The organism is Sphingobacterium sp. UBA5996 (assembly GCF_002429765.1).
GTDB lineage: Bacteria > Bacteroidota > Bacteroidia > Sphingobacteriales > Sphingobacteriaceae > Sphingobacterium.
The window spans coordinates 264,702-286,610 of the sequence record NZ_DJAS01000014.1; the positions used below are offsets into that span (position 1 = coordinate 264,702).

A 21,909-nucleotide genomic window follows, 5' to 3' on the forward strand; every position below is an offset into this window, starting at 1 on the left:
CATAATAGTATTCGATTTCTTGTAGCTTTACGGACTCAACCTTTGAATTTTTTAACCTTGTGGCAAGGTGTCAAGATAGGTCCTATAAAAAAGTAGCCATCCTATATAGAATGGCTACCTACATTATACTAATTTTTACAGCAACTAGTCTTCGTTTTCCTCGACGTTAAGCATCGGATCTTCTCCTGTCACTTCGGCGCGGATTTTTCCCTCAAGTTCATCCATTAAATCAGGGTTGTCGAATAACAAGGATTTGACAGCATCCCGGCCTTGTCCTAGTTTCGTGTCACCATAGCTAAACCAAGAACCTGCCTTTTTTATGATGCCGTATTCAACACCCAAATCGATGATTTCACCGACCTTAGAGATACCTTCACCAAAAATGATATCAAATTCTGCAATACGGAATGGAGGGGCGACTTTATTTTTTACAATCTTAACTTTTACGCGGTTACCCGATACTTCATCAGAGTCTTTGATTTGTGATGTACGACGGATATCTAAACGAACAGAAGAATAGAATTTAAGTGCGTTACCACCCGTTGTCGTTTCTGGGTTCCCAAACATTACACCAATTTTTTCACGCAACTGGTTAATGAAAATACAACAGCAGTTTGTTTTTGAAATTGTACCCGTCAGCTTACGTAAAGCTTGGGACATTAAACGAGCTTGAAGTCCCATCTTAGAGTCACCCATCTCACCTTCGATTTCGCCTTTTGGTACCAAAGCTGCAACGGAGTCAATAACAATAACGTCGATTGCTCCAGAACGGATTAGGTTATCCGCAATTTCTAAACCTTGCTCACCGTTATCTGGTTGAGAAATCAATAAATTCTCCACATCTACGCCTAATTTTTGAGCGTAGTATTTATCAAAAGCATGTTCAGCATCGATGATAGCTGCAATACCGCCTTTTTTCTGTGCTTCGGCAACAATGTGTGTTGCTAAAGTAGTTTTACCTGAAGATTCTGGTCCATATATTTCAATGATACGGCCTTTTGGTACACCACCTATCCCTAAGGCGATATCCAAACCAAGAGATCCTGTAGAAATAGCCTCGATAGGCTCAACAGCAGTATCTCCTAATTTCATAATTGAACCTTTTCCAAAGTTCTTCTCTAATTTATCTAACGTCAGCTGTAACGCTTTTAGTTTATCTGTGTTGCTCATATTTTTAGTATATATTTCTCAAAATTAAAAATTAAAAATCATAAACCAACTATTATTCACTAAAAAAATTAGCTTTTTATTTCTAGCTTATCCGAAACACTTTTGATACGATGATTTTTTTCGAAATATTTGCACATATAAGTGATCGGGCATTTCTCGCAGCGTGGTTTTCGGGCTAGACAGATGTATCGTCCATGTAAAATTAGCCAATGATGCGCAATCGCGATCGTGTCTTTAGCCAAATTTTTCACCAACTGTTTTTCTACGGCCAACGGCGTTGTGGCGCGATAGGTTAGGCCTAAACGATTTGCTACACGAAAAACATGTGTGTCTACGGCCATCGCTGGATTATGATAGACGACAGAAGAAATGACGTTAGCAGTTTTTCGACCGACACCCGGAAGTTTCACAAGATCCTCGATTTTTTCCGGCACTTTATTGTCGAACTGCTCAAGCAGCATTTTAGCCATGCCGACAAGGTGTTTAGCTTTGTTATTCGGATAGCTTACCGATCGTATATAGCTAAATACTTCTTCTACGCTAGAAGCTGCCAAACTATGTGCATCGGGGTAGCGCTCAAACAATTTGGGCGTGACCTGATTAATCCTTTTATCTGTACACTGTGCAGATAAAATAACCGCAACAAGTAATTCAAATGCATTACCATAATTGAGTTCTGTCTGTGCATCAGGACTATTTTTGGAGAAATAATCTACGAAAGCCTTGTATCGTTCTTGTTTTAACATTGCTTCAAAACTAGCCAAAATTTCCATCAAAAAAGAAATTTTGGAATGCATTACATGGGGAATAATCTACCCTTAGATTACAAGGTGCAAAAAAACTGTCGCTGGTTTAGACCAATTGCTACTAGCGATGTAAGTTTAAAAAAGAAAGGCCTAATCTCGAGATTAGGCCTTTCTTTTTTCCAGTTGTTTAGAATATGCGAGTATATTCTTAATACATCTTTTGCTTGGATGAAGCAACATTTTTGGTAATTGAAGTTTCAATTCATTTTCAATGTCCTCGTCTGTCATTACCTTTTCATTTTGGGTGATCAAATTTTGAACTTCGTTTTCTGATTGGGTAAAATTTTCTACCATAAGCATCTTGTGTTTTGTCTCTGTAAGTTAAATAATTAAACGGACAAAAGATGGTTTTGGTATAAAAAACGAGAAAATATTTATTTTTTCTTTCTATTGGTATATTCCTCTGCTTTAATAATGGCATTATAGGCATTGACAATACCTCCAGTGACGGATATATCGGCTAAGCGAACCGTTTTTGTTGCATCTTCACCAACTTTCACGCGTACCAGTTGGTCTGGCTTTTCCACAGATTCCATAATAATCTTTTTGGTCTCCACAGCATTTAAAGTTGGATAATAAGAACGGATCATTGCGGCTAAACCGGCAACAACGGGAGCAGCCATACTAGTACCCTGTTCTTCTTTATACTTCGAATCCGGTATGGTTGAATTGATGCGCACACCAGGTGCAAAAACATCGACAGTTTTTTTGCCATAATTGGAAAAATCCGCAAGAAGTTCGTTGTCCAGGTGGAGGCCAGTTGCACCTACTGTGATCCAAGCATTGGCAGCTCCGGTTGTATCCCCTTTTGCATCAGTATAATATTTCATCGGAAAATTAGGTTCAATATCGTTATCTTCACTGTCATTCCCTGCAGCATGGATCATCAATACATCTTTTGATTCAGCATATTTGATTGCATCATCTACCGTCTGTTTATTATAGGCGTAACCCTTTCCGAAGCTCATATTAATTACTTTTGCGCCGTTGTCTGTTGCATAGCGAATCGCATTTGCCACATCTTTATCGCGCTCATCACCATCAGGGACAAGTCTAACGGTGAGTATCTTAACATTGTCTGCTACTCCGTTAATACCAATGTTGTTATTACGTTTTGCACCAATAATTCCCGCTACATGGCTTCCATGTAATGCGTCTGGCCCTTTCACATCGGCATTACCATAGTATCGCTCCGAAGCATCCTCGTAATCATCACCAACGATAGGTCGAGAATTGTACGTTTTATTTAAATGGTAATCTACCTGGTTATTGAAATATTTTGCGCCTTCGGTAATATCATCGAAAAATTTGGCAAAACCACCATTTTGTATTTCATCTTTTGCATAGCCAAGTGCAATCCGTTGGGTGCTCGAGGTTGCTTTAAAATTGTCTATATCTTCTTGCGTGATGTCTTCGGGTTTCTTACCGATTTCACGCACGACAGCATCTATATTGCGTTTAAGCGCATCATATGAAAACTGTCCCATCTTCGCTTCTTCGAGTTTGTTTTTATATTCAGCAGTCATCTTTCGATAGTTGGCGAAGGCTTTTCGGCCTACGTCATTGAGCTCAGATGCAGCTGTGATGTTAGCAAATTTTTGATCCAATGCCTTAAGCAGCCTTGTCAATTCCAAGTTGTCAAACTGAACATTCTTTCCATCAGCGTTTCCGATAAAATTCCAGCCGTATTTATCGTTGATATAACCATTTCCATCATTGTCCACACCATTGGAGAGACTATCTTTCGTATTGATCCACACCACATCTTTGAGATCCTCATGATGAATATCCACCCCACCATCCAGTACACCAACAATGACTGGGATAGATTTTTTTCCTTTCAACAAAGTTTTATATGTTTTTTCGGTACTGATTCCCATTACCCCGTCCGTTTTATAATCCAGATTGAACCAATTTGCTGGAATGGTATCCGACTGCCCGAAAGAAAAGAGGGGTAAAGCGCCTAAAGTAATGAGATATAGTGATTTCTTTAAATTCATATGCAAATAATTATTAATAAGGTGTCTGCACTCATTTTTTTCATTGAAGCTATGACACATGATAAGCTATTGTGTTTATATTAAATTTTCTTCCTGCGCATGTTCTTCCTACGCAGGTAAGTGCAACAACGCCTGACTGAAGTAGGATAGCAAAGATAATGCTAATGGCTCTTCTGAAACTGTTAATTTTTATTAAAAGTGCTTATAATCTATCCCTTCACGCCGAACTGTTGAAGAAATATCTTAAATTCAACCCATTTATAAACAAATTCTGTTTTACTCCAGTGAAACAGTCCGTTTCCTAAAAATAGTTCATCAAAATAGCATATTAAAAGAGCATGCAACACCATAAAAAAATATATTGGCCTAACTTGATGGTCCCAAAAGCAGCTGTTTATCCCCATATCAGAAAGGTACATAATGATACTGTTCAAGATGATTATTACTGGATGATCGATTACTTTAAAAAGGGAGAAAAAGCGCAAGAAGTGATTGATTATCTAGAGGAAGAGAATTCTTATACCAACTTGATGCTTGAAGATACTGCGCACCTGCAGGAAGATCTATTTCATGAACTTAAATCCCGTATTAAAGAAAAAGACGAGTCAGTGCCTTATTATAAAAACGGCTACTATTATTATAGCCGGACAGAAGAGCGAAAACAATATTTTAAATTCTGTCGGAAAAAGGGTACACTCGATGCCGAAGAACAAGTATTGCTAGATGTCGACCAGCTTGCTCAGGGACATGCATATTACACAGCAAAAGGATTTTCAGTGAGTCCGGATAACCGGTTGCTTGCTTTTAGTGTAGATACCGTTTCCCGTAGAGAATATACGATATATGTGAAGGATCTGGAGACTGGAGCAATTTTCCCCGATCAGATAAGGAATACCGAGGGGGCGGCAATTTGGGGAAATGATAACCTAACCCTTTTTTATACCGCAAAGAACCCTATTACGTTGCTCAGTGAAAAGATTATGCGGCATACATTGGGAAGTGATCCGGCTTCGGATGTGGCTGTTTATGAAGAAAAAGATAACACAAATTATATTGCAGTTGGTAAATCGAAAAATGGAAAATATATCTTTATCAACTCGGAGGGAACATTATCCTCGGAAATCTGGTTATTGAATGCGGATTTCCCGCAGTCAGCATTTCGTGTTTTTCAGCCTAGGATTCACGATGTTCTTTATTCTGTTGTTGTATTGGAAGATCGGTTTTTAATTCTTACGAATGATGGGGCTATTAATTTTCGAATCATGCAATGTCCATTGGATCGCACCGAGCGTATTCATTGGCAAATATTCTTAGACCATCGACCAGATGTATTGATCAGTGATATCGAAGAATTTAAGGATTTCTTGGCGATTGCTGAACGGAAAAATGGATTGACTCAATTAGCGATTTACAATTTAAACAGTCATCAACAGCACTATTTGGATTTCGGAGAAGTTGCCTATACGGTATACCCGGGTATTAATGTTGAATACAACAGTGATAAGTTACGATATGGTTATACCTCTTTAGTGACGCCAAATTCGGTTTACGAGTATGATATGGCCGAACAGCGTAAAGTTTTATTGAAGCAACAGGAAGTTTTGGGGGGGTATGACCAAGCAGCCTATATTACCGAACGTATCTTTGCTATTGCAAGAGACGGTGTTCGGGTACCTATATCTATTGTATATAAGAAAGGAACCAAACTGGATGGCACAGCCCCTTTATTGCAGTATGCATATGGCTCCTATGGGGCTTCGATGGATCCTACTTTTTCAAGCAATAGGCTGAGTTTACTGGATCGTGGATTTATCTACGCCTTGGCACATATTAGAGGTGGAGAAGAAATGGGGCGTCAATGGTATGAAGAGGGAAAAATGATGCACAAGATGAATACCTTTTATGATTTTGTGGATTGTGGTCAATATTTGATTGACCAGCATTATTGTATATCGGAACATCTCTATGCGCAAGGAGGTAGTGCCGGAGGTCTGCTAATGGGAGCAGTTGCTAATATTGCACCCGAGCAATACCATGGCATTATAGCTCAGGTTCCTTTTGTGGATGTTGTGAATACGATGCTGGACGATACAATACCGTTGACGACAAATGAATATGATGAATGGGGTAATCCAAATGATGAGGAGGCTTATTTTTATATGAAAAGCTATTCGCCTTACGAGAACATTGAACCGAAAGAGTATCCAAATTTGCTTGTTACCACAGGGCTACACGATAGTCAGGTGCAGTATTTTGAACCGGCTAAATGGGTGGCCAAACTGCGTGCAACAAAAATTGGGGATGCGGTTTTACTTTTGAAAACAGATATGGATTATGGCCATGGTGGAGCCTCTGGTCGGTTTGACTATTTAAAGGAAATCGCATTGGAATATGCTTTTCTCTTTAAATTGGAAGGAATTATTCCAGACTATGCAAACGAACAATAAAAAAAGCGGTATTAACCGCTTTTTTTATTGTCGAGCATGATTAATACTATCCTGTTGTTTTTGTAAACGCTCTTCTCGTTCGATTTCTCTCGAATCGATCTGATGCTGTTGATAATTGTCCATTGCCACTTTACTGGCTTTCTGCGACACGTAGATAGCCAATATGGCAACGATAGTAATGATTGCTATCCCCCAGGCATACTTATGCTTGTCTTGTTTAACGAGCCAATACATAAATACAATGTAAGGGACCGCAAAAATAATATAGAAAATTAAACTCGGTGACATATTATTCTCCATTAAATGATCCTTACAAAAGTATCGTTTTTGACTAAAAATAACGAACCTATAGAGAAAACAACAATTTCAATTGATAAAGCGTTAAACCTTTATCTGTTTTATTGTCAAATTAACATCGCTAATATGTGCAGTATAGTCCCGTATTGTTGCGGATTAATCGCTTGAAAATGAAGCTTACATAGCAGCTTTTGTGTTAGATTTTGAATTTTTAATTTTTGCAAAAAATCAATAAGAATATTGTGGAAAAGAAAAAAATATTTTTATACATTTGCATCGTCAGAAACAATTGACAGATCATAAAAAATGAAACAGAACAAAAAGAAAGATTATTCTTATACGCAAACTTTTGAAAAGTTTATGAAGAAGGTCTTCTGTGCTTTCATTTTCGTAGAAATACCTGTTTTACGCTTCCGACGACCCATACTACCTCGGGCTTGATTTGAGGTAGTGAATCTTTCCAAGTAAGACCATGATTGTCCGATGGTTTTGAATCCGTTATTTTAATTTATTTAGTCAACAAAACACGGCGGTAGTTGTTGTTTTATTATTAGGGTCGTAAGTCAATGACTATATCAGATTTTTTAATTATCCCGGCTAAACCTGAGCATGCACATTATGCAGAGGTTATTTGCGACGAAATGTTCGAGTCTGCAAAGGCTCGTGGCACTGGTATTGCGCGTCGTAAACCAGAGTACGTTGCCAACAAAATGAATGAAGGTAAAGCAGTGATTGCTTTACATAAAGATGGCCGATGGGCAGGTTTTTGTTATATAGAAACTTGGGGACATGGTGATTATGTTGCCAACTCCGGTCTGATTGTAAATCCCGAATTCCGAAAAGTAGGTTTGGCCAAAGCAATCAAAAAAAGAGTCTTTGACCTTTCTCGTGAAAAATACCCCAAAGCAAAGATTTTTGGCTTGACAACGGGATTCGCCGTAATGAAAATCAATTCGGAATTGGGTTACGAACCGGTTCCATATTCCGAACTGACTACAGATGATGAATTCTGGAAAGGCTGCCAGAGTTGTGTCAACTATGAGATCCTGATGAGTAAAGACCGTAAAAATTGTATGTGCACAGCCATGCTTTGGGACCCGGAAGAAAAGGAACGTGAATTGCGTGAGAAGATCCAGCGTAAGCATGAAGCCAAGGAACGCTTGGAAAGAATTACACAAAAACAATCTTTGTTAAAACGTATACAGGCGAAGTTCTGGAAATCGGCAAACAAGTTTGCGTCTATCAATTTGTCTAAGCACAACAAAGTCGCAAAGGGATTTTGATAAGTTTAATAGGAGCGATTTGATGTCATACATCGTTCTCCACAATTTCATACATAGTATGTCAACTGGCTTAGCAGCCAGTGAAAATAAATAATGAACAGTGATGAAACAGCAAGCTTCAGGCTTAATTAGAGCCGGTCGCTTAAGAAGAGTTTCAGCATAATAAAAAAACAATTTATCTCAATGAAAAAAGTAGTTTTAGCATTCAGCGGAGGATTAGATACTTCGTTTTGTTGTATTTATCTTACGCAAGATTTAGGTTTAGAGGTTCATTCCGTCGTTGTAAATACAGGTGGTTTTTCGGATGAAGAATTGAAGAATATTGAGGCACGTGCTTATGCATTAGGTGTAAAATCACATACGGCGATTGACGAAACAGCAGACTATTACCGCGAAACTATTAAATACTTGATCTTCGGTAATGTGTTAAAGAATGCGACTTACCCATTGTCAGTTTCTGCGGAGCGCGTATGTCAGGCTACTGCTATCGCAAACTATGCAAAGCAAATCGGCGCTGAATGTGTCGCCCACGGCTCTACAGGTGCAGGAAATGATCAGGTTCGTTTTGATATGATTTTCCAGACATTAATCCCAGGGGTTGAAATTATTACGCCTATCCGCGATCTACAATTGTCCCGTGAAGCAGAAATAGAATATTTGAACAAACATGGGGTTGAATATTCCGCCGAAAAAGCGAAATATTCGATCAATAAAGGCCTTTGGGGTACCTCTGTTGGTGGAGCAGAAACATTGACATCCAATCAATATCTGCCAGAATCGGCTTGGCCGACTCCAGTGACATCTTCAGAACCACAGCAAATTACAATAGATTTTGAAAAGGGCGAGCCAGTAGCTTTAAACGGAGAAAAAATGGCTTCTGTTAAGGTCATTCAGGAATTGCAAGCTATTGCTCAACCTTATGGAATCGGTCGTGATATTCATGTCGGAGATACCATCATCGGTATCAAAGGGCGTGTGGGTTTTGAAGCCGCAGCTTCAGTGATTCTAATTAAGGCACATCACACCTTAGAAAAGCATACCTTAACCAAATGGCAATTATCCTGGAAAGATCAGATCGCTGCTTTCTACGGTAATTATATGCACGAAGGGCAGATGCACGATCCGGTTATGCGCGATATCGAAGCATTCTTACAATCCTCACAAGAGACTGTGACTGGCCGCGTGATAGTTGAACTTCATCCATATCGTTTTGTGGTTATCGGTGTGGAGTCTGAGCATGACTTGATGTCTAATAAATTTGGTAGTTACGGTGAAATGAATAAAGGTTATACAGGTGACGACGTGAAAGGTTTCTCCAAAATTTTTGGAAATCAAACGATCATTTGGCACAAAGTGAATCAAAAATAAACCATGTTTTATGCAATGTATTTTTCCCTATGACGAAATTAATAGAAAAAAATGCATTGCATAACATTTTAAATCATACCTAAATACTAAATTCAAGAAAATGATAAGAGTTGGGATAATTGGTTCGGCAGGATATACCGGTGGTGAGTTATTACGTGTGTTGATTTACCATCCTGAGGTGGAAATCGTATTTGCCAATAGTGCTTCTAATGCCGGAAATAAGTTATATGAAGTACACAATGATTTATTCGGAGATACGGAATTGACGTTCTCCTCTGATTTTCACTCTGATATTGATGTCTTGTTTTTATGTGTTGGCCATGGCGATGCACGTAAATTTTTGGATGCAAATGCAGTTGATGCATCTGTGAAGATTATTGATCTTTCACAAGATTACCGGCTCCGGGCAAATACGGCTTATCAAGGACAGCAATTTGTATATGGGCTTCCGGAATTAAACAAAGAAGCAATCAAGATCGCACAATATATTGCAAATCCAGGATGTTTTGCAACAAATATACAGTTGGCGCTGTTGCCATTGGCTAGTAAAGGTTTGTTGCCAAATCAGCTTCATGTCAATGCAACTACTGGGTCTACGGGAGCGGGACAGAAACCAGGAGCGACGACACATTTTTCTTGGCGCAACAATAATCTTTCGGCCTACAAGTCTTTTGAGCACCAGCATTTGCAGGAAATTTCCGAGTCGCTGGATCAACTTCAAGCGGGGTTTTTACCTGTGTCCAGCAAGTCATTACTGGAACGTGCCGCTGAAAGAATTAATTTTGTGCCGCAGCGTGGTGATTTTGCCAGAGGAATTTTTTCGGCAATTTATGTTGATACGGACTTGTCCGAAGAAGAGGCTTATGAAGTGTATGAGACGTATTATGCAGCCCACCCTTTTACGCATGTCAGCAAAAAAAATATCGACCTCAAGCAGGTTGTCAATACGAATAAAAGTATTATCCACCTCGAAAAGCATGGAAACAAGTTGCTTATTTTAAATGCAACAGACAATCTGCTGAAAGGGGCGTCTGGACAGGCGGTGCAAAATATGAACTTAATGTTCGGTTTAGATGAACGTACAGGATTAAATTTAAAGAGCGTTGGTTTTTAACTAATCAGCTCAGTGATAACCTTACAATCGATGTAATGTTATTAACATAGTTATTAACATCATGTGGAAAAGTGAAGAGTCAAGCCCTTCACTTTTTTTATGCATTGGTCATTTGTAGTACAAATCTTGGTGGTTTGATACGTTTTATCTCCTTTTCTCATCAATCGATTACAGCTGGAATCTTCTTCTTTTTATGGCTGTTTTTTTACACAATCGATTGATATACATTTGATTTCTTTTTCTCTAAATCTAACCCTTATCTTCATCCAATAATCCGGCTCAGGAACCGATACCATCCTTATTCAATAGTAAAGTGAAGGATAGCTTATACGTCAAATTTCAGAACGGATATAGCAGTTGGGCGATGTGAGGGCTTCGGGTATAACGGTAGCTTAAATTCATGGAAAGCATGAATGACCAAGTTGGTATACTAATCTGTGCATATATACATTGATAAATAAAATATGAAAAGAAAACACTTTATCCAGTACTTCTTTATGGGGGCCTTATTCTGTGGGTCAATTTCGAGTATCGCGCAGACAGCGCAACAGACTTTTACAGTTCCGCTTGCAGGCAATGCTTTCATTACCGCAGGACAAACTGGTAATGCAGAGATTTCTGGTCGAAATGGTCTTGTGAGATGGTCCAGCGAAAAAGAAGTGGCATCGGTCTATTTTAGAGCACAAAAAGCAGGCAAGTTAACACTAAAGCTGAAAGCAAAAAATGATGGTGGTAGATCTAAAATCGAAATCGCAGCATTGGGAAAAAAAGCGATCGTAGATGTAGAAAGTACTGAACTATCGGAAACAGCTGCTTTATTAATTGATATCAAGGTTCCAGGTTATGTACAGGTCAACTTAACAGGAGTAAGTAAATCAGGTCGTCGCTTCGCCGATGTAACAGCATTAGTTGTTAGTGGAGAGGCTGCATCCAATGGTCTTATCTACTCGAGTGATCCCGAATATTATTACTGGTCCAGAAGAGGGCCTTCCTGCCATTTAAATTACACAGTACCTACAGCAGGCAATGTCAGCTACTATTATAATGAGGTGACGGTTCCTCCAGGAGAAGATAAAGTTGGTTCCTATTTTATGGCCAACGGTTTTGGAGAAGGATATTTTGGTATACAGGTAAATTCGGAAACAGAACGACGTATTCTTTTTTCAGTATGGAGTCCATTCCATACGGATGATCCGAAAAGTATTCCGGAGGAACAGAAAATCCATTTGCTGAAAAAAGGAAAAGAGGTGCATTCCGGAGAATTTGGCAACGAGGGTTCTGGCGGACAGAGTTACCGCAAGTATTTTTGGAAGGCGGGGGTAACCTATAAGTTTCTCTTGAAAGGAGAGCCCGATGGAAAAGGAAATACTGATTATACCGCTTGGTTTTTTATTCCGGAAGAGAATGCCTGGAATGTGATTGCAAGTTTCAAACGCCCACAAACGAATACCTATCTGAAGCGATTCCACAGTTTCTTGGAGAATTTTAGCCCTAATCAAGGGTATCTAGGTAGAAAGGTTGAGTTTGGCAATCAATGGGTATATGATGGGCAGTGGAAGGCTGTTCAAGAGGCGTCATTGAGTGTCGACAATACGTATCGTGCTAATCAGCGAATTGATGCAATTGGTGGTATAACAAAAAATGGTTATTTTCTGAAAAATGGTGGTTTCTTTAATGAAATCGTTAAGCCAGGAAGCAAATTTGAATTTGTCAATAAGGGAAAAGCTCCAAAAATTGACTTTGATAAATTACCTTAAAACTTATGTTTAATTTTCTTTTAAATATTTAGCAATCAATGGTCGTGATTGCATTAAAGTTGAACAGGGGATTTTTACAGGAGCGTTGGATGCCCAATATCATTATAAATATGATCTGCAATTTAGAGATGGCAAAATTCGATTTGAACCCATTTTTGATTGTGTAAAATATGGCTCCAGTATAACGTTAAGTTTAGTTGGAAAGAAAACATTCGGATCAGGGGCAAGCGGTCTTTTTACTGAAGAAGGAAAAATAATTAGTAAAAGAGAGGTGCTGCTAATTGACAAAAATGTAAATGAATTTATTCATTCGTTGAAAGAAAAAATTGCATCAATTACTAGTAATAATTGGTAAAAAATAAAAGAGTCGCATCAAAATGCGACTCTTTTATTTTTTTAACTCTATTTCTCAATGAGCTTAATATCTCGTTCTACCGAAACATTATCACCTGTAATTGCATTACCTTCTTTGTCTACTAAAGTCAGTTTTACTTTAGTATCGCCTAATGGTAAGCCTTTTATTTCATAAGGACCCCATTTATCCAATGTAAATGTCTGCCCGTTGATATCCGCTACGACCTTATTTCCATCTGGTGCAAGTTTAGTATTGACCAAGTAAAAATCCAACAATAGATTTTTTGTTTCATCACCCTTGTACTCACCTTTAGGTCGAGAATAGAATAGCGACGGTTCCTTTGGCATCGCATCCGTTGTCAATTTACCTGTGGCATCAATTTTAAATTTTACCAACTTAGACGCTTCAGTAGTTTTTATGGACTCATGATACGATCTCGATAAAAAAGAGAGTAGATAATGCTCCGAATTTAACGCCACAGTCACGGAGTGCTCTGGCTTATAAAGAGCCGTGTAAGGTTTATTATCTAAAATAAAATGAATGTGTTGTCCATCGTGTGAGTTTGCCATGTGAGTAGCATGGGCATCATCGGTCATTTCAGTCAACTTGAAATTTTTAATTGCATATTTTACCGATACTTTTGCGGAGTCAGTACCTACCTTTTCCGAACTGATCGATGCGATCTGTAGATCAGCTCCAGGAAATTCTTTGGAGTCTGCAATTGGGCTAACCGTGATAGCGTCCATTTTTTGTGCGGTATTGGTATCAATACTGCTGCTTGAGTCAGCCCCATCTGTACTTTTTGTAGAAGAGTTGTTACATCCGATAGCGCCTGCCATCAACGCTAATGCAGCAGTAATACCTGTAATTCTGTAATACTTCATAATTTTTCTGTTTAATTTTTTAATCACTCAGCATCTTAAGTAACAGTTGGTATGCATGTTTTGTTTGTAATAAGGTTAAAAATAGGTCTTTTTCAATACCGATTTAGGAATAATCTACTGTGAAATAAATAATCTTAAAAAAATAGTCATATTAGATGTAATAAATCAATATGCTGAAATGTCTTGATGATATAAAAGGCGGAGGTGATATTGAGATGGTGCAAGAGCCGATTAGAAATTAAAAACAGAGTAAATCTCAATATTGATGATAGCATGAACCAAGAGCAATTTAAAAATACCGTTTTCATCCATAAGGATAAGCTATTTCGCTTCGCGAAACGGATCTTGGTCGATGATGATGAAGCTTTTGATGCAGTACAGAATGTGATGATGCGGTTGTGGCAATTGAAAGATCAGTTGCTTCAATATAAAAACATGGAAGCTTTCTGCATGCAGAGTGTAAAAAATGAGGCATTAAATCGGATTAAAAAAGGTAAGGTTAGATCGAATTATGTCAATCAATATCAGGCGGTTTCGACAACAGAGTATACTATTGGAAATACAAAGGAAATTATTGTCAGGATGATCAATTCACTCCCAGAAAAACAACGCCTTGTCATGCATCTGCGCGATGTTGAGGACTATGACATTGATGAAATTGCTGAGGTATTGGAGATGGGCGAGTCGGCAGTGCGGGTTAATCTGATGCGCGCAAGACAAAAGGTGAAAGAGCAGCTGACAAAATTATTCGATTACGAAACCGCACGTATTTATTCCGACAGAAAATAGCTGTTATGGTTTCCAAATCAATGAACAATAAGATATAGAGTGATGGAAGATAAAAGGTTAAAGGAATTGAAAGACAAATACTTTAATGGGCAGTCGTCATTAGAGGAAGAAAAAGAATTGAAAAATTCGGAGGATTTCTTTTTTCAATCATTGAACGAAGAGAAGAATCTTAAGATGGAATGGTCCTTCGAGGATTTTGAAAGCAACATCAACGAAAGTAAAAAGGGGAATATGTGGTGGAATGATAGCTGGATAAAATACGCAGCAGCGGCAGTGCTTTTGATGAGTATTGGGTTAGCATTATTTCTAAACCAGCAATCAGCAATACAATCGCCTTTGCTCGCGAAAAAGGAAATAAATGATCTCAAACCAGCTGACAATGGGCCGGTCGGACATCAGCGCACAGAAATAGTGCATCCTCATACTGAGGATAGGATCCAGGTAATTAAACGTACTAAAACATTACAGACAGCTGAGACAGTCAAACGTCCAAAAATTGGAAAACAAACCGAAAGTCGGGCAGTGAAGAAGGAAGTAGCAACTGAAAGTTTGGAATCGGAAACGTCCTATCAGGCAGATTATGTTGTCTTGAACGGTAAGCCTGTCGCTAACGAACAGGAAGCCGTCGAATTGACGTTAAAGTCATTAGGCCTGCTGGCAAACAACCTGGAAAATGGCGTAGATAAAGCAATGAATATAAAACAAATGTCAATAACGATTAACTAAAATAATATGAAAGGTTTTTTAATAGCTTGCCTTCTACTTGTAGCAAGTATGGCAAATGCACAAATTTCAAAATTGGATAAGCTCTTTGAACAATATCAGGGAAAGAAAGGTGTAACAACACTTAAAATCGGAGCACCGATGTTCAAACTGTTGGGCAATTTAAAAATAGACGATGATGATATGCAGACCATCAGCCCGCTGCTAAAGAACGTTAAATCGCTGCGTATGCTCATCGTTGAGGATGGTGAAGATAAAGCCTTGACAGATATTATTCGGGGGGCGGTTTCCAACTTAAAGTATGAGGAACTCATGTCGCTCAATAGCGAAGGTCAGGATATCCGGTTTATGGTGGAAAATATGTCTGTAAATGCCGATATTTTAAACAATCTTCTACTCACAATCAATGGAGATGGACAAAATCTATTTATGATCCTTGATGGGGAAATACCGTTGAAAGACGTAACTAACTTGGTCAATGAAGGCAATAATAAAGCTAATAAGAACAAAGGCGATAACGAGAAAAAATAAGAATTATGAAAAGATTACTAACCTTGTTATGTCTCGTTGGCGTTCTATTGTCCATGCAGTCCTGCATGATAAAAAAAACGTCCAATATGGATTTCATCAGTCGGTCTAATGTCTCTGACAAGGCCGAGATTGTTGCCATCAATTTACCGATGTGGTTAACAAAACCCTTTATGAAAAAAGCGTTAAAGGATGAAAGCGATGAAGACGCTCGAGCCATGGCCGCGATTGTAAAGAACTTAAAAAAGTTCAGGATGCTGACGCTTTCCAATAATGATAAAACGAAGAACGCACGCATTTTGGACGACTACCATAAGTTTTTAAGGAAGAATAAATTTGAGGAACTTTTGGTTGTCAATACCGATGGACAAGAAATATCATTGAACGCCCGTATTGATAAAAACAATGTCATTCAGCGTGTTTCCCTACTGGTCCACGACAATGAAGACGAAAGTGTATTCATGGATATCAAAGGCAAGTTTTCATTGGATGAACTTATCGCCGGACTGAATAAGATGAAGTCTAAAGATAAGAAGTTGGCCAACAAACTTTAATAAGGCCGCTGATTCCATAATCCATCCTTACTCATCTATAAAAAAATGCCCTCTNNAGAGGGCATTTTTTTATAGATAGCAAAGTCTTTATGCGCTGAAAACAATATCCAAAGCATCAAAAATATGTTGTTTTGCCTGGTCAAGGTCTGCTTTCGTATGTGCGTCAGAGACAAAACCAACTTCATATCCAGATGGACCAAAATAAACACCACGATTTAATAATTCGCGATGCATTACTTTATACGATTCCATTGATTTAGGATCGATCTCACTTGCTTTTTGAATTTCTTGCTGTTCTGTAAATGCAAACCAAAAAATAGAAGCTACGTGGAAAAGTTGAACTTTATACCCTTTCTCGGCAATGTAAGCACGCATATCATTGACGAAAGCTTCTGTTTTGGCATTTAAATTTGTGTAAAAATCTTTTTGAGCTAAGATGCCCAATGCTGCAATACCGGCAGCCATGGCAACTGGATTGCCAGATAAAGTTCCGGCTTGGTAAACGGCACCGTCAGGAGAAATACAAGCCATCAACTCTTTCGATGCACCATAAGCTCCAACAGGCATTCCGCCACCAATAATTTTCCCGTAGGTGATAATATCCGGTTGTATATCATAGTAAGCTGAAGCACCTTCAAAGCCGATGCGGAATCCGGTAATCACTTCATCCATTATCAACAACGCACCATTTTCTTTGGTGATCTCACGCAAGAAGTGAATATATTCCTTGGACTGCAACAATAATCCATTGTTTGCAGGGATACCCTCAATAATAACTGCTGCGATCTGATCTTTAAATTCTGCAAATGCAGCTTCTAAAGCTTGCTTATCGTTTAATTCAATAACGATGGTTTCATCTGCAAATGCTTTAGGAACACCCGCTGAGGATGTCTCGCCAAAGGTGACCAAACCCGAACCAGCTTTCACCAAAAGGGAGTCGGAGTGCCCATGATAACAGCCGTCAAATTTGATGATCTTATCCCGTTTTGTGTAGCCTCTAGCCAAACGTATGGCAGACATTACTGCTTCAGTTCCCGAACTCACAAAGCGAATTTTTTCAATAAATCTATTGTTTTCAATAATCAATTCAGCCAATTGGTTTTCCAATGCCGTAGGAGCGCCAAAGCTTAATCCTTTGCCTAGTTGCGCGGCTACAGCCTCTCGAACCTGCTCATTGTTGTGCCCTAAAATTAATGGGCCCCATGAGCAGCAAAAATCGATAAATTCATTCCCATCAGCATCCCAAAGATGTGCTTTATCACCACGTTCAATAAATAATGGGGTACCATATACAGATTTGAAAGCCCTAACGGGAGAGTTTACGCCTCCAGGGAAATATTGTTTTGCTTTTTCGAATAGCTCAGCAGATTGTGCTCTTGATATATCAGGTGCTTGCATAGTCTAAATAGTTGAATGCGGAATAAAACCTTTCTCCAATACTTCCTTGGAGTGGTAAGATAGGATGGCAGTGGCGCCGGCACGTCTGAAACTTAATAACGTTTCTAGAATGACACGTTCGTCTAACCAGCCGTTTTGAATTGCGGCTTTTAACATCGCATACTCTCCGCTCACATTATACACTGCAATCGGAAGATCGAAGTTGTCCGCTAGAAGTTTAACGATATCTAAGTAGGGAAGTCCAGGTTTTACCATCAGAAAATCAGCTCCTTCTTGTGCATCAAGCTGGGCTTCGATAAGCGCTTCTTTTGCGTTTGCAGGATTCATTTGGTAGGTCTTCTTATCCCCATGTTTAGGCGCAGAACCTAAAGCATCTCTAAAAGGGCCATAATAAGCCGAAGCATATTTTGCCGTATAAGACATCAAAGAAACTTTGGTAAAACCATTATGGTCCAGTAGCTCACGGATGTAACCGATGCGGCCATCCATCATATCCGATGGAGCGATAATATCAGCCCCCGATTGTGCATGTGCCAAGGCCATTTTACCCAATACTTCTAATGTCTCATCGTTTAGGATTTCACCGTTTTCGACAATGCCATCATGGCCATCGCTACTGTAGGGATCCATGGCAACATCTGTCACGATGCAAGCCTCTGGAAAATTTTTCTTGACAGCGGCAATTGCACGTAGGTATAAACTTCCGTCACGGTAGCTTTCTGTAGCATACTTGTCTTTTAGTGACTCTTCAATATTTGGGAAAAGATCAAATGAGCGTAAGCCCAGTTTTAAGCAGCTTTCTACTTCTTTCAATAGATTGTCTATAGAATAGCGATAGATGCCCGGCATCGATTTAACCTCAGTTTTTTGATTTTGCCCATCAACAATAAAAAGAGGGAAAATCAAATTTGACGCGTCTAAACGTGTCTCTTGAATCATGTCGCGAATCACGGCAGATTTACGATTTCTTCTCGGACGTTGTAACATTATATTAAGATTATTTATGATCTAGTGTTGTTTAAATGCAAATGCGGTAAAACCATTAGCTCAGTTTGACGTACGAACGGCTTTATCCAATCACTAATACTCCAATCCAAAAACGGCTTCGGAAAGACCAATTTCATCCGGAGAATAAGGAAGTGTATAAGAAACATTCATCGCATCAAATTTTGCGCCTGTAGAACGACCAATACAGATTACTTTCTGGCCAGGTTCCAATAGATTGTCCGCAAAATAAGCTTCCACATTGCTTGGGCTCGTAAACACCAAGACTTCCGCATTCGATGGATCTACATTTTCTTCTAAAACAGTTTCATACACCGGCATGTTGATGATTTTCGTCTCAGCACTCAATGCTTTTTGGATTGTTTCCAGAGACTCTTTTGCCCGTGGAATAAGTACGGTACCACCATTCGCCAGTTCTGCAAATTTCTTTGCAATTTCTTCCATATTAATCCCCTCGCTGTCACCAGAAAAGTCCGCGACGCGATCATACTTGCGTAAAACCTCTTCTGAGCCGCGACCGATGACACCGATCTTAGTCTTTTTACTCAAACGAGGTTCCAAATTGAAGAAGTGCTCAATACCATTTTTACTTGAAAATATGATCCAATCCACGTGTTTCAAAATGAACGGATCCAATTTATTGATGATAGGAAATATTTTAATCAACGAACGGCCTTCAATTGCAATATTATGTTTGGCCATGGACCTTGCGAAATAGGAATTCTCGTCTACCTCCCGGGAAATAAATACAGACTGCGGCAGTCTTCTGTCCTTTGAATATTTGCTGAAGATGCGCTCTGCTAAACGTGTTGCGTCGGTATCTCTCAGGTAAACCCGGTCAGGGAAGTCTTCACTTGTTTCGGCAATAGAAGCCCAAGCTTCGTATTCATCACCGCTTTTGCGGCAATAACAGCCAAGCGGAGCATGACAGCCTGCGTCAAATTTATTCAATACCAAACGCTCTACAGCGATTGTTTTGGATACTTCTTCATTATTCAATGGCTGCAAAGCGTCAAAAAGCTCCTGATCAACTTCGCGAATCTGGATCGCCAACACTCCCTGCGCTGGAGCGGGGATAATTTCAACAGGAGGGATTTCTTCTACATGGAAATCACTGATATCCATTTCAATACGGCTAATCCCTGCCTTTGCAAGCACAATAGCGTCATATTGCTCGTCCCGTAACTTTTGCATCCTCGTCTGCAAGTTACCCCGGAGATCGTCAAATTCCAGATCAGGGCGAAGCGCTGATATCTGAGCTTTTCTACGGTTGGATGATGTGCCAACAGTCGCATTGTGCTTCAATGAAAGACGCTTTTTAATGTCCACACAATCTTTGTGAATAATCAATAACTCCGACGGATCTTCGCGCTCAGAAACCGCTGCAATAATCAATCCCGGTGGGTTGACTGTAGGTAAATCTTTGTGAGAGTGAACAGCTAAATCGATGGTCCCGCTTAAAAGTTCTTCTTCAAGCTCTTTGGTGAAAAATCCTTTGCCTTCCAATTTATCCAAACGAAGGTGTTGTATGATATCACCCTGTGTTTTTACGACTTTTAATTCTGCTTCAATTCCAATTTCTGCCAATCGATCTTTTACAAAATTTGCCTGCCACATGGCAAGAACACTTCCCCGGGTACCAATAATTAGTTTTCTATTCACGTTAATTTTACTTTACCTATTAAAACGATCACAAAAATGTTCTGCCGATAGCTACAAATGCTTTGCGCACTGGGCGCGTTATTGATTCAATTCAGCTTCGGAAATGAACAGTTTCGGAAAATTTGTTTAAAACAATTTATCTGAACAAAAATAAATAAATAGAAGGAATATGTTGACACGTTACTGTCATTATATGTCAGGAAATAGTTGATAAACCGAAATTTAAAGGAAACAGCCAACGATTGGCCCCACTGGACAGAAACAGAATCTACTCAAGAATTACAGGGTAAGTCAAGCACAAAAACTTCGGGGTGGGAGTGCTAGTTTTTCTCGGTTTCGGGAGTTTTAACCAAAATTTCTTTCGCCATAACCATCGGAACCTTAATGTATTTTTTTTCCATATAGTTGATTACTTTTTCCAGCACCGCTCGTGCCTCTGGAGTTAAGGCTTGCACTTCTTGGGCAAATACCTCATTTAAGGCGAAAGATTTAATTTCTTTAATCTTTTCAGGAACCTCACGCATCGCAACTTCCACACGGCGTTGTTTGATTAACGGTAAAAACTCCTCAATATTGTCCTGAATGATCTTCTCCGCACTCTCTAATTCATTATAACGCTCTTGAATATTTTTCTCTGCAATTGCTTGTAAGCTGCTCACTTCGATATAGTGAATCGGATTATTTTTGAGAACTTCAGCATCAATATCATTCGGAACGGCTAAGTCAATGATAACTTTCTTATCCGTCTCACCATTTAATAAGGATTGATAAAGTGCATTGTCGACAATTGAGGTAGGGGCGCCTGTGCAGGTTATCAGAATATCGAAACCTTCTTTATATTGACCAATGTCTGCTAAAGGAAAAGCTTCAGCATTCAATTCTTTGGCTAAGGCCTTGGCATTCTCCACAGTACGGTTGAAAATAACAAACTTAGCTTTTTGATTCTTTTGGAAATATTTCGCTAAATTCTGATTGGTTTCTCCAGAACCGATGATGACAATTCTAGGGTTTTCAACCAGTTTTAACTCACGTAATTTGCGGTAAGCAAGAGAAACAACTGAGATGGGATTTCTGGAAATTTTAGTATAGGTGTATACCTCTTTAGCTGTTTTTACAAGACGATCCATCATTAGGCGTAAAAAATCTCCCGTAAAACCAGCTTCTCTACAACGATCATAAGCCCGTCTTACCTGTGCCAGAATTTCTTTTTCACCAACGACAAGACTTTCAAGTGAGCAGGACATCCGAAGTAAATGATTTAAAGCATCCATTCCCTCATATTTATTGACCTGTCCTAAGTAGCACTGTAGCCTTTCTTGAGGTACGCAGAAGTTTAACTTACCCATAAAATCGGCGATAAATTCATGGGTCAATTCATGAGCACCATAAAATACAAACTCTACTCGGTTGCAAGTACCAATATAAAAGATCTCCGGAATATCTAAGCTATGCTTTAGATTGATGAGCCGACTTTCTAAATCCTCATTGCAGATTACTAGATTACCTAGATCTTTTAGTTCGACATGTTTATGAGTAAACGCTAATACTTTAAGATTTTTCAAAGCTCTAATCCCTCGCTTATATTTAACGGTACAAATGTAGCTTAAAAGCTTTGTGCTTGTGTCAAAAATCTGTCAAAGGGATTAATTTAGAAAGATTTTAAATAGCTATTTTTAATTTTTAACTCTTTGTTTTACAGGTTGTTGTATTTTTTTTTGTGACCAAATGATTTTCGTCATGATCGGGAGTGACGAGAATTTTGAACTAAA

At 39.0% G+C, this 21,909-nt stretch carries 19 protein-coding genes; 9 read left to right on the forward strand and 10 right to left on the reverse strand.

All coding sequences use genetic code 11. From position 1 onward, the window contains the following. Positions 1 to 144: 144 nt before the first annotated feature. The 4 genes from recA to B3E00_RS11670 all read right to left on the reverse strand — a co-directional run bounded on the left by recA (position 145) and on the right by B3E00_RS11670 (position 3,976). A complete protein-coding gene (recA, locus tag B3E00_RS11655) occupies positions 145 to 1,170 on the reverse strand; it encodes a recombinase RecA (RefSeq protein WP_209577765.1) in 1,026 nt (341 codons plus the stop codon). A 68-nt stretch (positions 1,171 to 1,238) separates the two neighbouring features. Then, the gene (gene nth / locus B3E00_RS11660) at positions 1,239 to 1,916 is read right to left on the reverse strand and encodes an endonuclease III (RefSeq protein WP_293938530.1); all 678 of its coding nucleotides are present in this window, start codon (positions 1,914 to 1,916) and stop codon (positions 1,239 to 1,241) included. 162 nt (positions 1,917 to 2,078) lie between these two features. Next, the gene (locus tag B3E00_RS11665) at positions 2,079 to 2,270 is read right to left on the reverse strand and encodes a hypothetical protein (protein WP_209577767.1); all 192 of its coding nucleotides are present in this window, start codon (positions 2,268 to 2,270) and stop codon (positions 2,079 to 2,081) included. 80 nt (positions 2,271 to 2,350) lie between these two features. Then, entirely contained in the window at positions 2,351 to 3,976 is a 1,626-nt protein-coding gene (locus B3E00_RS11670; RefSeq protein WP_293938512.1) for a S8 family serine peptidase, read from the reverse strand. Positions 3,977 to 4,314: 338 nt separating this feature from the next. Between B3E00_RS11670 and B3E00_RS11675 the strand changes: the two genes are divergently transcribed. Beyond that, positions 4,315 to 6,423 carry a S9 family peptidase gene (locus B3E00_RS11675; protein ID WP_293938514.1) on the forward strand — a complete coding sequence of 703 codons (2,109 nt, stop codon included), beginning with the start codon at positions 4,315 to 4,317 and terminating at the stop codon, positions 6,421 to 6,423. Positions 6,424 to 6,447: 24 nt separating this feature from the next. Here the strand turns inward: B3E00_RS11675 and B3E00_RS11680 are convergent, their stop codons facing one another. Then, the gene (locus B3E00_RS11680; RefSeq protein WP_209577773.1) at positions 6,448 to 6,711 is read right to left on the reverse strand and encodes a hypothetical protein; all 264 of its coding nucleotides are present in this window, start codon (positions 6,709 to 6,711) and stop codon (positions 6,448 to 6,450) included. 575 nt (positions 6,712 to 7,286) lie between these two features. Here B3E00_RS11680 and B3E00_RS11685 point away from each other — a divergent pair. From B3E00_RS11685 to B3E00_RS11700, 4 genes are all read left to right on the forward strand, one after another. After that, positions 7,287 to 8,003 carry a GNAT family N-acetyltransferase gene (locus B3E00_RS11685; protein WP_209577775.1) on the forward strand — a complete coding sequence of 239 codons (717 nt, stop codon included), beginning with the start codon at positions 7,287 to 7,289 and terminating at the stop codon, positions 8,001 to 8,003. A 183-nt stretch (positions 8,004 to 8,186) separates the two neighbouring features. Then, on the forward strand, positions 8,187 to 9,371 hold the full coding sequence (argG, locus tag B3E00_RS11690; RefSeq protein WP_209577777.1) for an argininosuccinate synthase: 1,185 nt from the start codon (positions 8,187 to 8,189) through the stop codon (positions 9,369 to 9,371). 100 nt (positions 9,372 to 9,471) lie between these two features. Beyond that, complete coding sequence (gene argC, locus B3E00_RS11695; protein ID WP_209577779.1) at positions 9,472 to 10,485, forward strand: N-acetyl-gamma-glutamyl-phosphate reductase; 1,014 nt, start codon at positions 9,472 to 9,474, stop codon at positions 10,483 to 10,485. A gap of 464 nt (positions 10,486 to 10,949) precedes the next feature. Continuing rightward, positions 10,950 to 12,242, forward strand: coding sequence for a DUF3472 domain-containing protein (locus B3E00_RS11700; protein WP_293938516.1), 1,293 nt, complete (start codon positions 10,950 to 10,952; stop codon positions 12,240 to 12,242). Positions 12,243 to 12,644: 402 nt separating this feature from the next. Here B3E00_RS11700 and B3E00_RS11705 read toward each other — a convergent pair whose 3' ends face one another. After that, a complete protein-coding gene (locus B3E00_RS11705) occupies positions 12,645 to 13,481 on the reverse strand; it encodes a hypothetical protein (RefSeq protein ID WP_293884672.1) in 837 nt (278 codons plus the stop codon). Between the two features lie 273 nt (positions 13,482 to 13,754). On the opposite strand from B3E00_RS11705, the gene B3E00_RS11710 reads away from it, so the two are divergent. The 4 genes from B3E00_RS11710 to B3E00_RS11725 are packed head-to-tail and all read left to right on the forward strand — an operon-like array spanning position 13,755 to position 16,075. After that, positions 13,755 to 14,270: an RNA polymerase sigma factor gene (locus B3E00_RS11710; RefSeq protein ID WP_293938518.1), complete on the forward strand. Its 516-nt coding sequence runs from the start codon at positions 13,755 to 13,757 to the stop codon at positions 14,268 to 14,270. Positions 14,271 to 14,312: 42 nt separating this feature from the next. After that, complete coding sequence (locus tag B3E00_RS11715; RefSeq protein ID WP_293884670.1) at positions 14,313 to 14,996, forward strand: hypothetical protein; 684 nt, start codon at positions 14,313 to 14,315, stop codon at positions 14,994 to 14,996. A gap of 6 nt (positions 14,997 to 15,002) precedes the next feature. Then, positions 15,003 to 15,524 carry a DUF4252 domain-containing protein gene (locus B3E00_RS11720; RefSeq protein ID WP_209577788.1) on the forward strand — a complete coding sequence of 174 codons (522 nt, stop codon included), beginning with the start codon at positions 15,003 to 15,005 and terminating at the stop codon, positions 15,522 to 15,524. 5 nt (positions 15,525 to 15,529) lie between these two features. Beyond that, positions 15,530 to 16,075, forward strand: coding sequence for a DUF4252 domain-containing protein (locus B3E00_RS11725; protein ID WP_293887617.1), 546 nt, complete (start codon positions 15,530 to 15,532; stop codon positions 16,073 to 16,075). A gap of 87 nt (positions 16,076 to 16,162) precedes the next feature. On the opposite strand, the gene hemL is transcribed toward B3E00_RS11725, so the two are convergent. The 4 genes from hemL to hemA all read right to left on the reverse strand — a co-directional run bounded on the left by hemL (position 16,163) and on the right by hemA (position 21,702). Continuing rightward, positions 16,163 to 17,473 (reverse strand): glutamate-1-semialdehyde 2,1-aminomutase, encoded by a 1,311-nt coding sequence (gene hemL / locus B3E00_RS11730; RefSeq protein WP_293938520.1) that lies wholly within the window; start codon positions 17,471 to 17,473, stop codon positions 16,163 to 16,165. A 3-nt stretch (positions 17,474 to 17,476) separates the two neighbouring features. Continuing rightward, complete coding sequence (gene hemB / locus B3E00_RS11735) at positions 17,477 to 18,460, reverse strand: porphobilinogen synthase (RefSeq protein ID WP_209577791.1); 984 nt, start codon at positions 18,458 to 18,460, stop codon at positions 17,477 to 17,479. Between the two features lie 93 nt (positions 18,461 to 18,553). Then, entirely contained in the window at positions 18,554 to 20,140 is a 1,587-nt protein-coding gene (gene hemC, locus B3E00_RS11740; RefSeq protein ID WP_293938521.1) for a hydroxymethylbilane synthase, read from the reverse strand. A 320-nt stretch (positions 20,141 to 20,460) separates the two neighbouring features. Continuing rightward, positions 20,461 to 21,702 carry a glutamyl-tRNA reductase gene (gene hemA, locus B3E00_RS11745; protein WP_293884666.1) on the reverse strand — a complete coding sequence of 414 codons (1,242 nt, stop codon included), beginning with the start codon at positions 21,700 to 21,702 and terminating at the stop codon, positions 20,461 to 20,463. Positions 21,703 to 21,909: the final 207 nt, after the last annotated feature.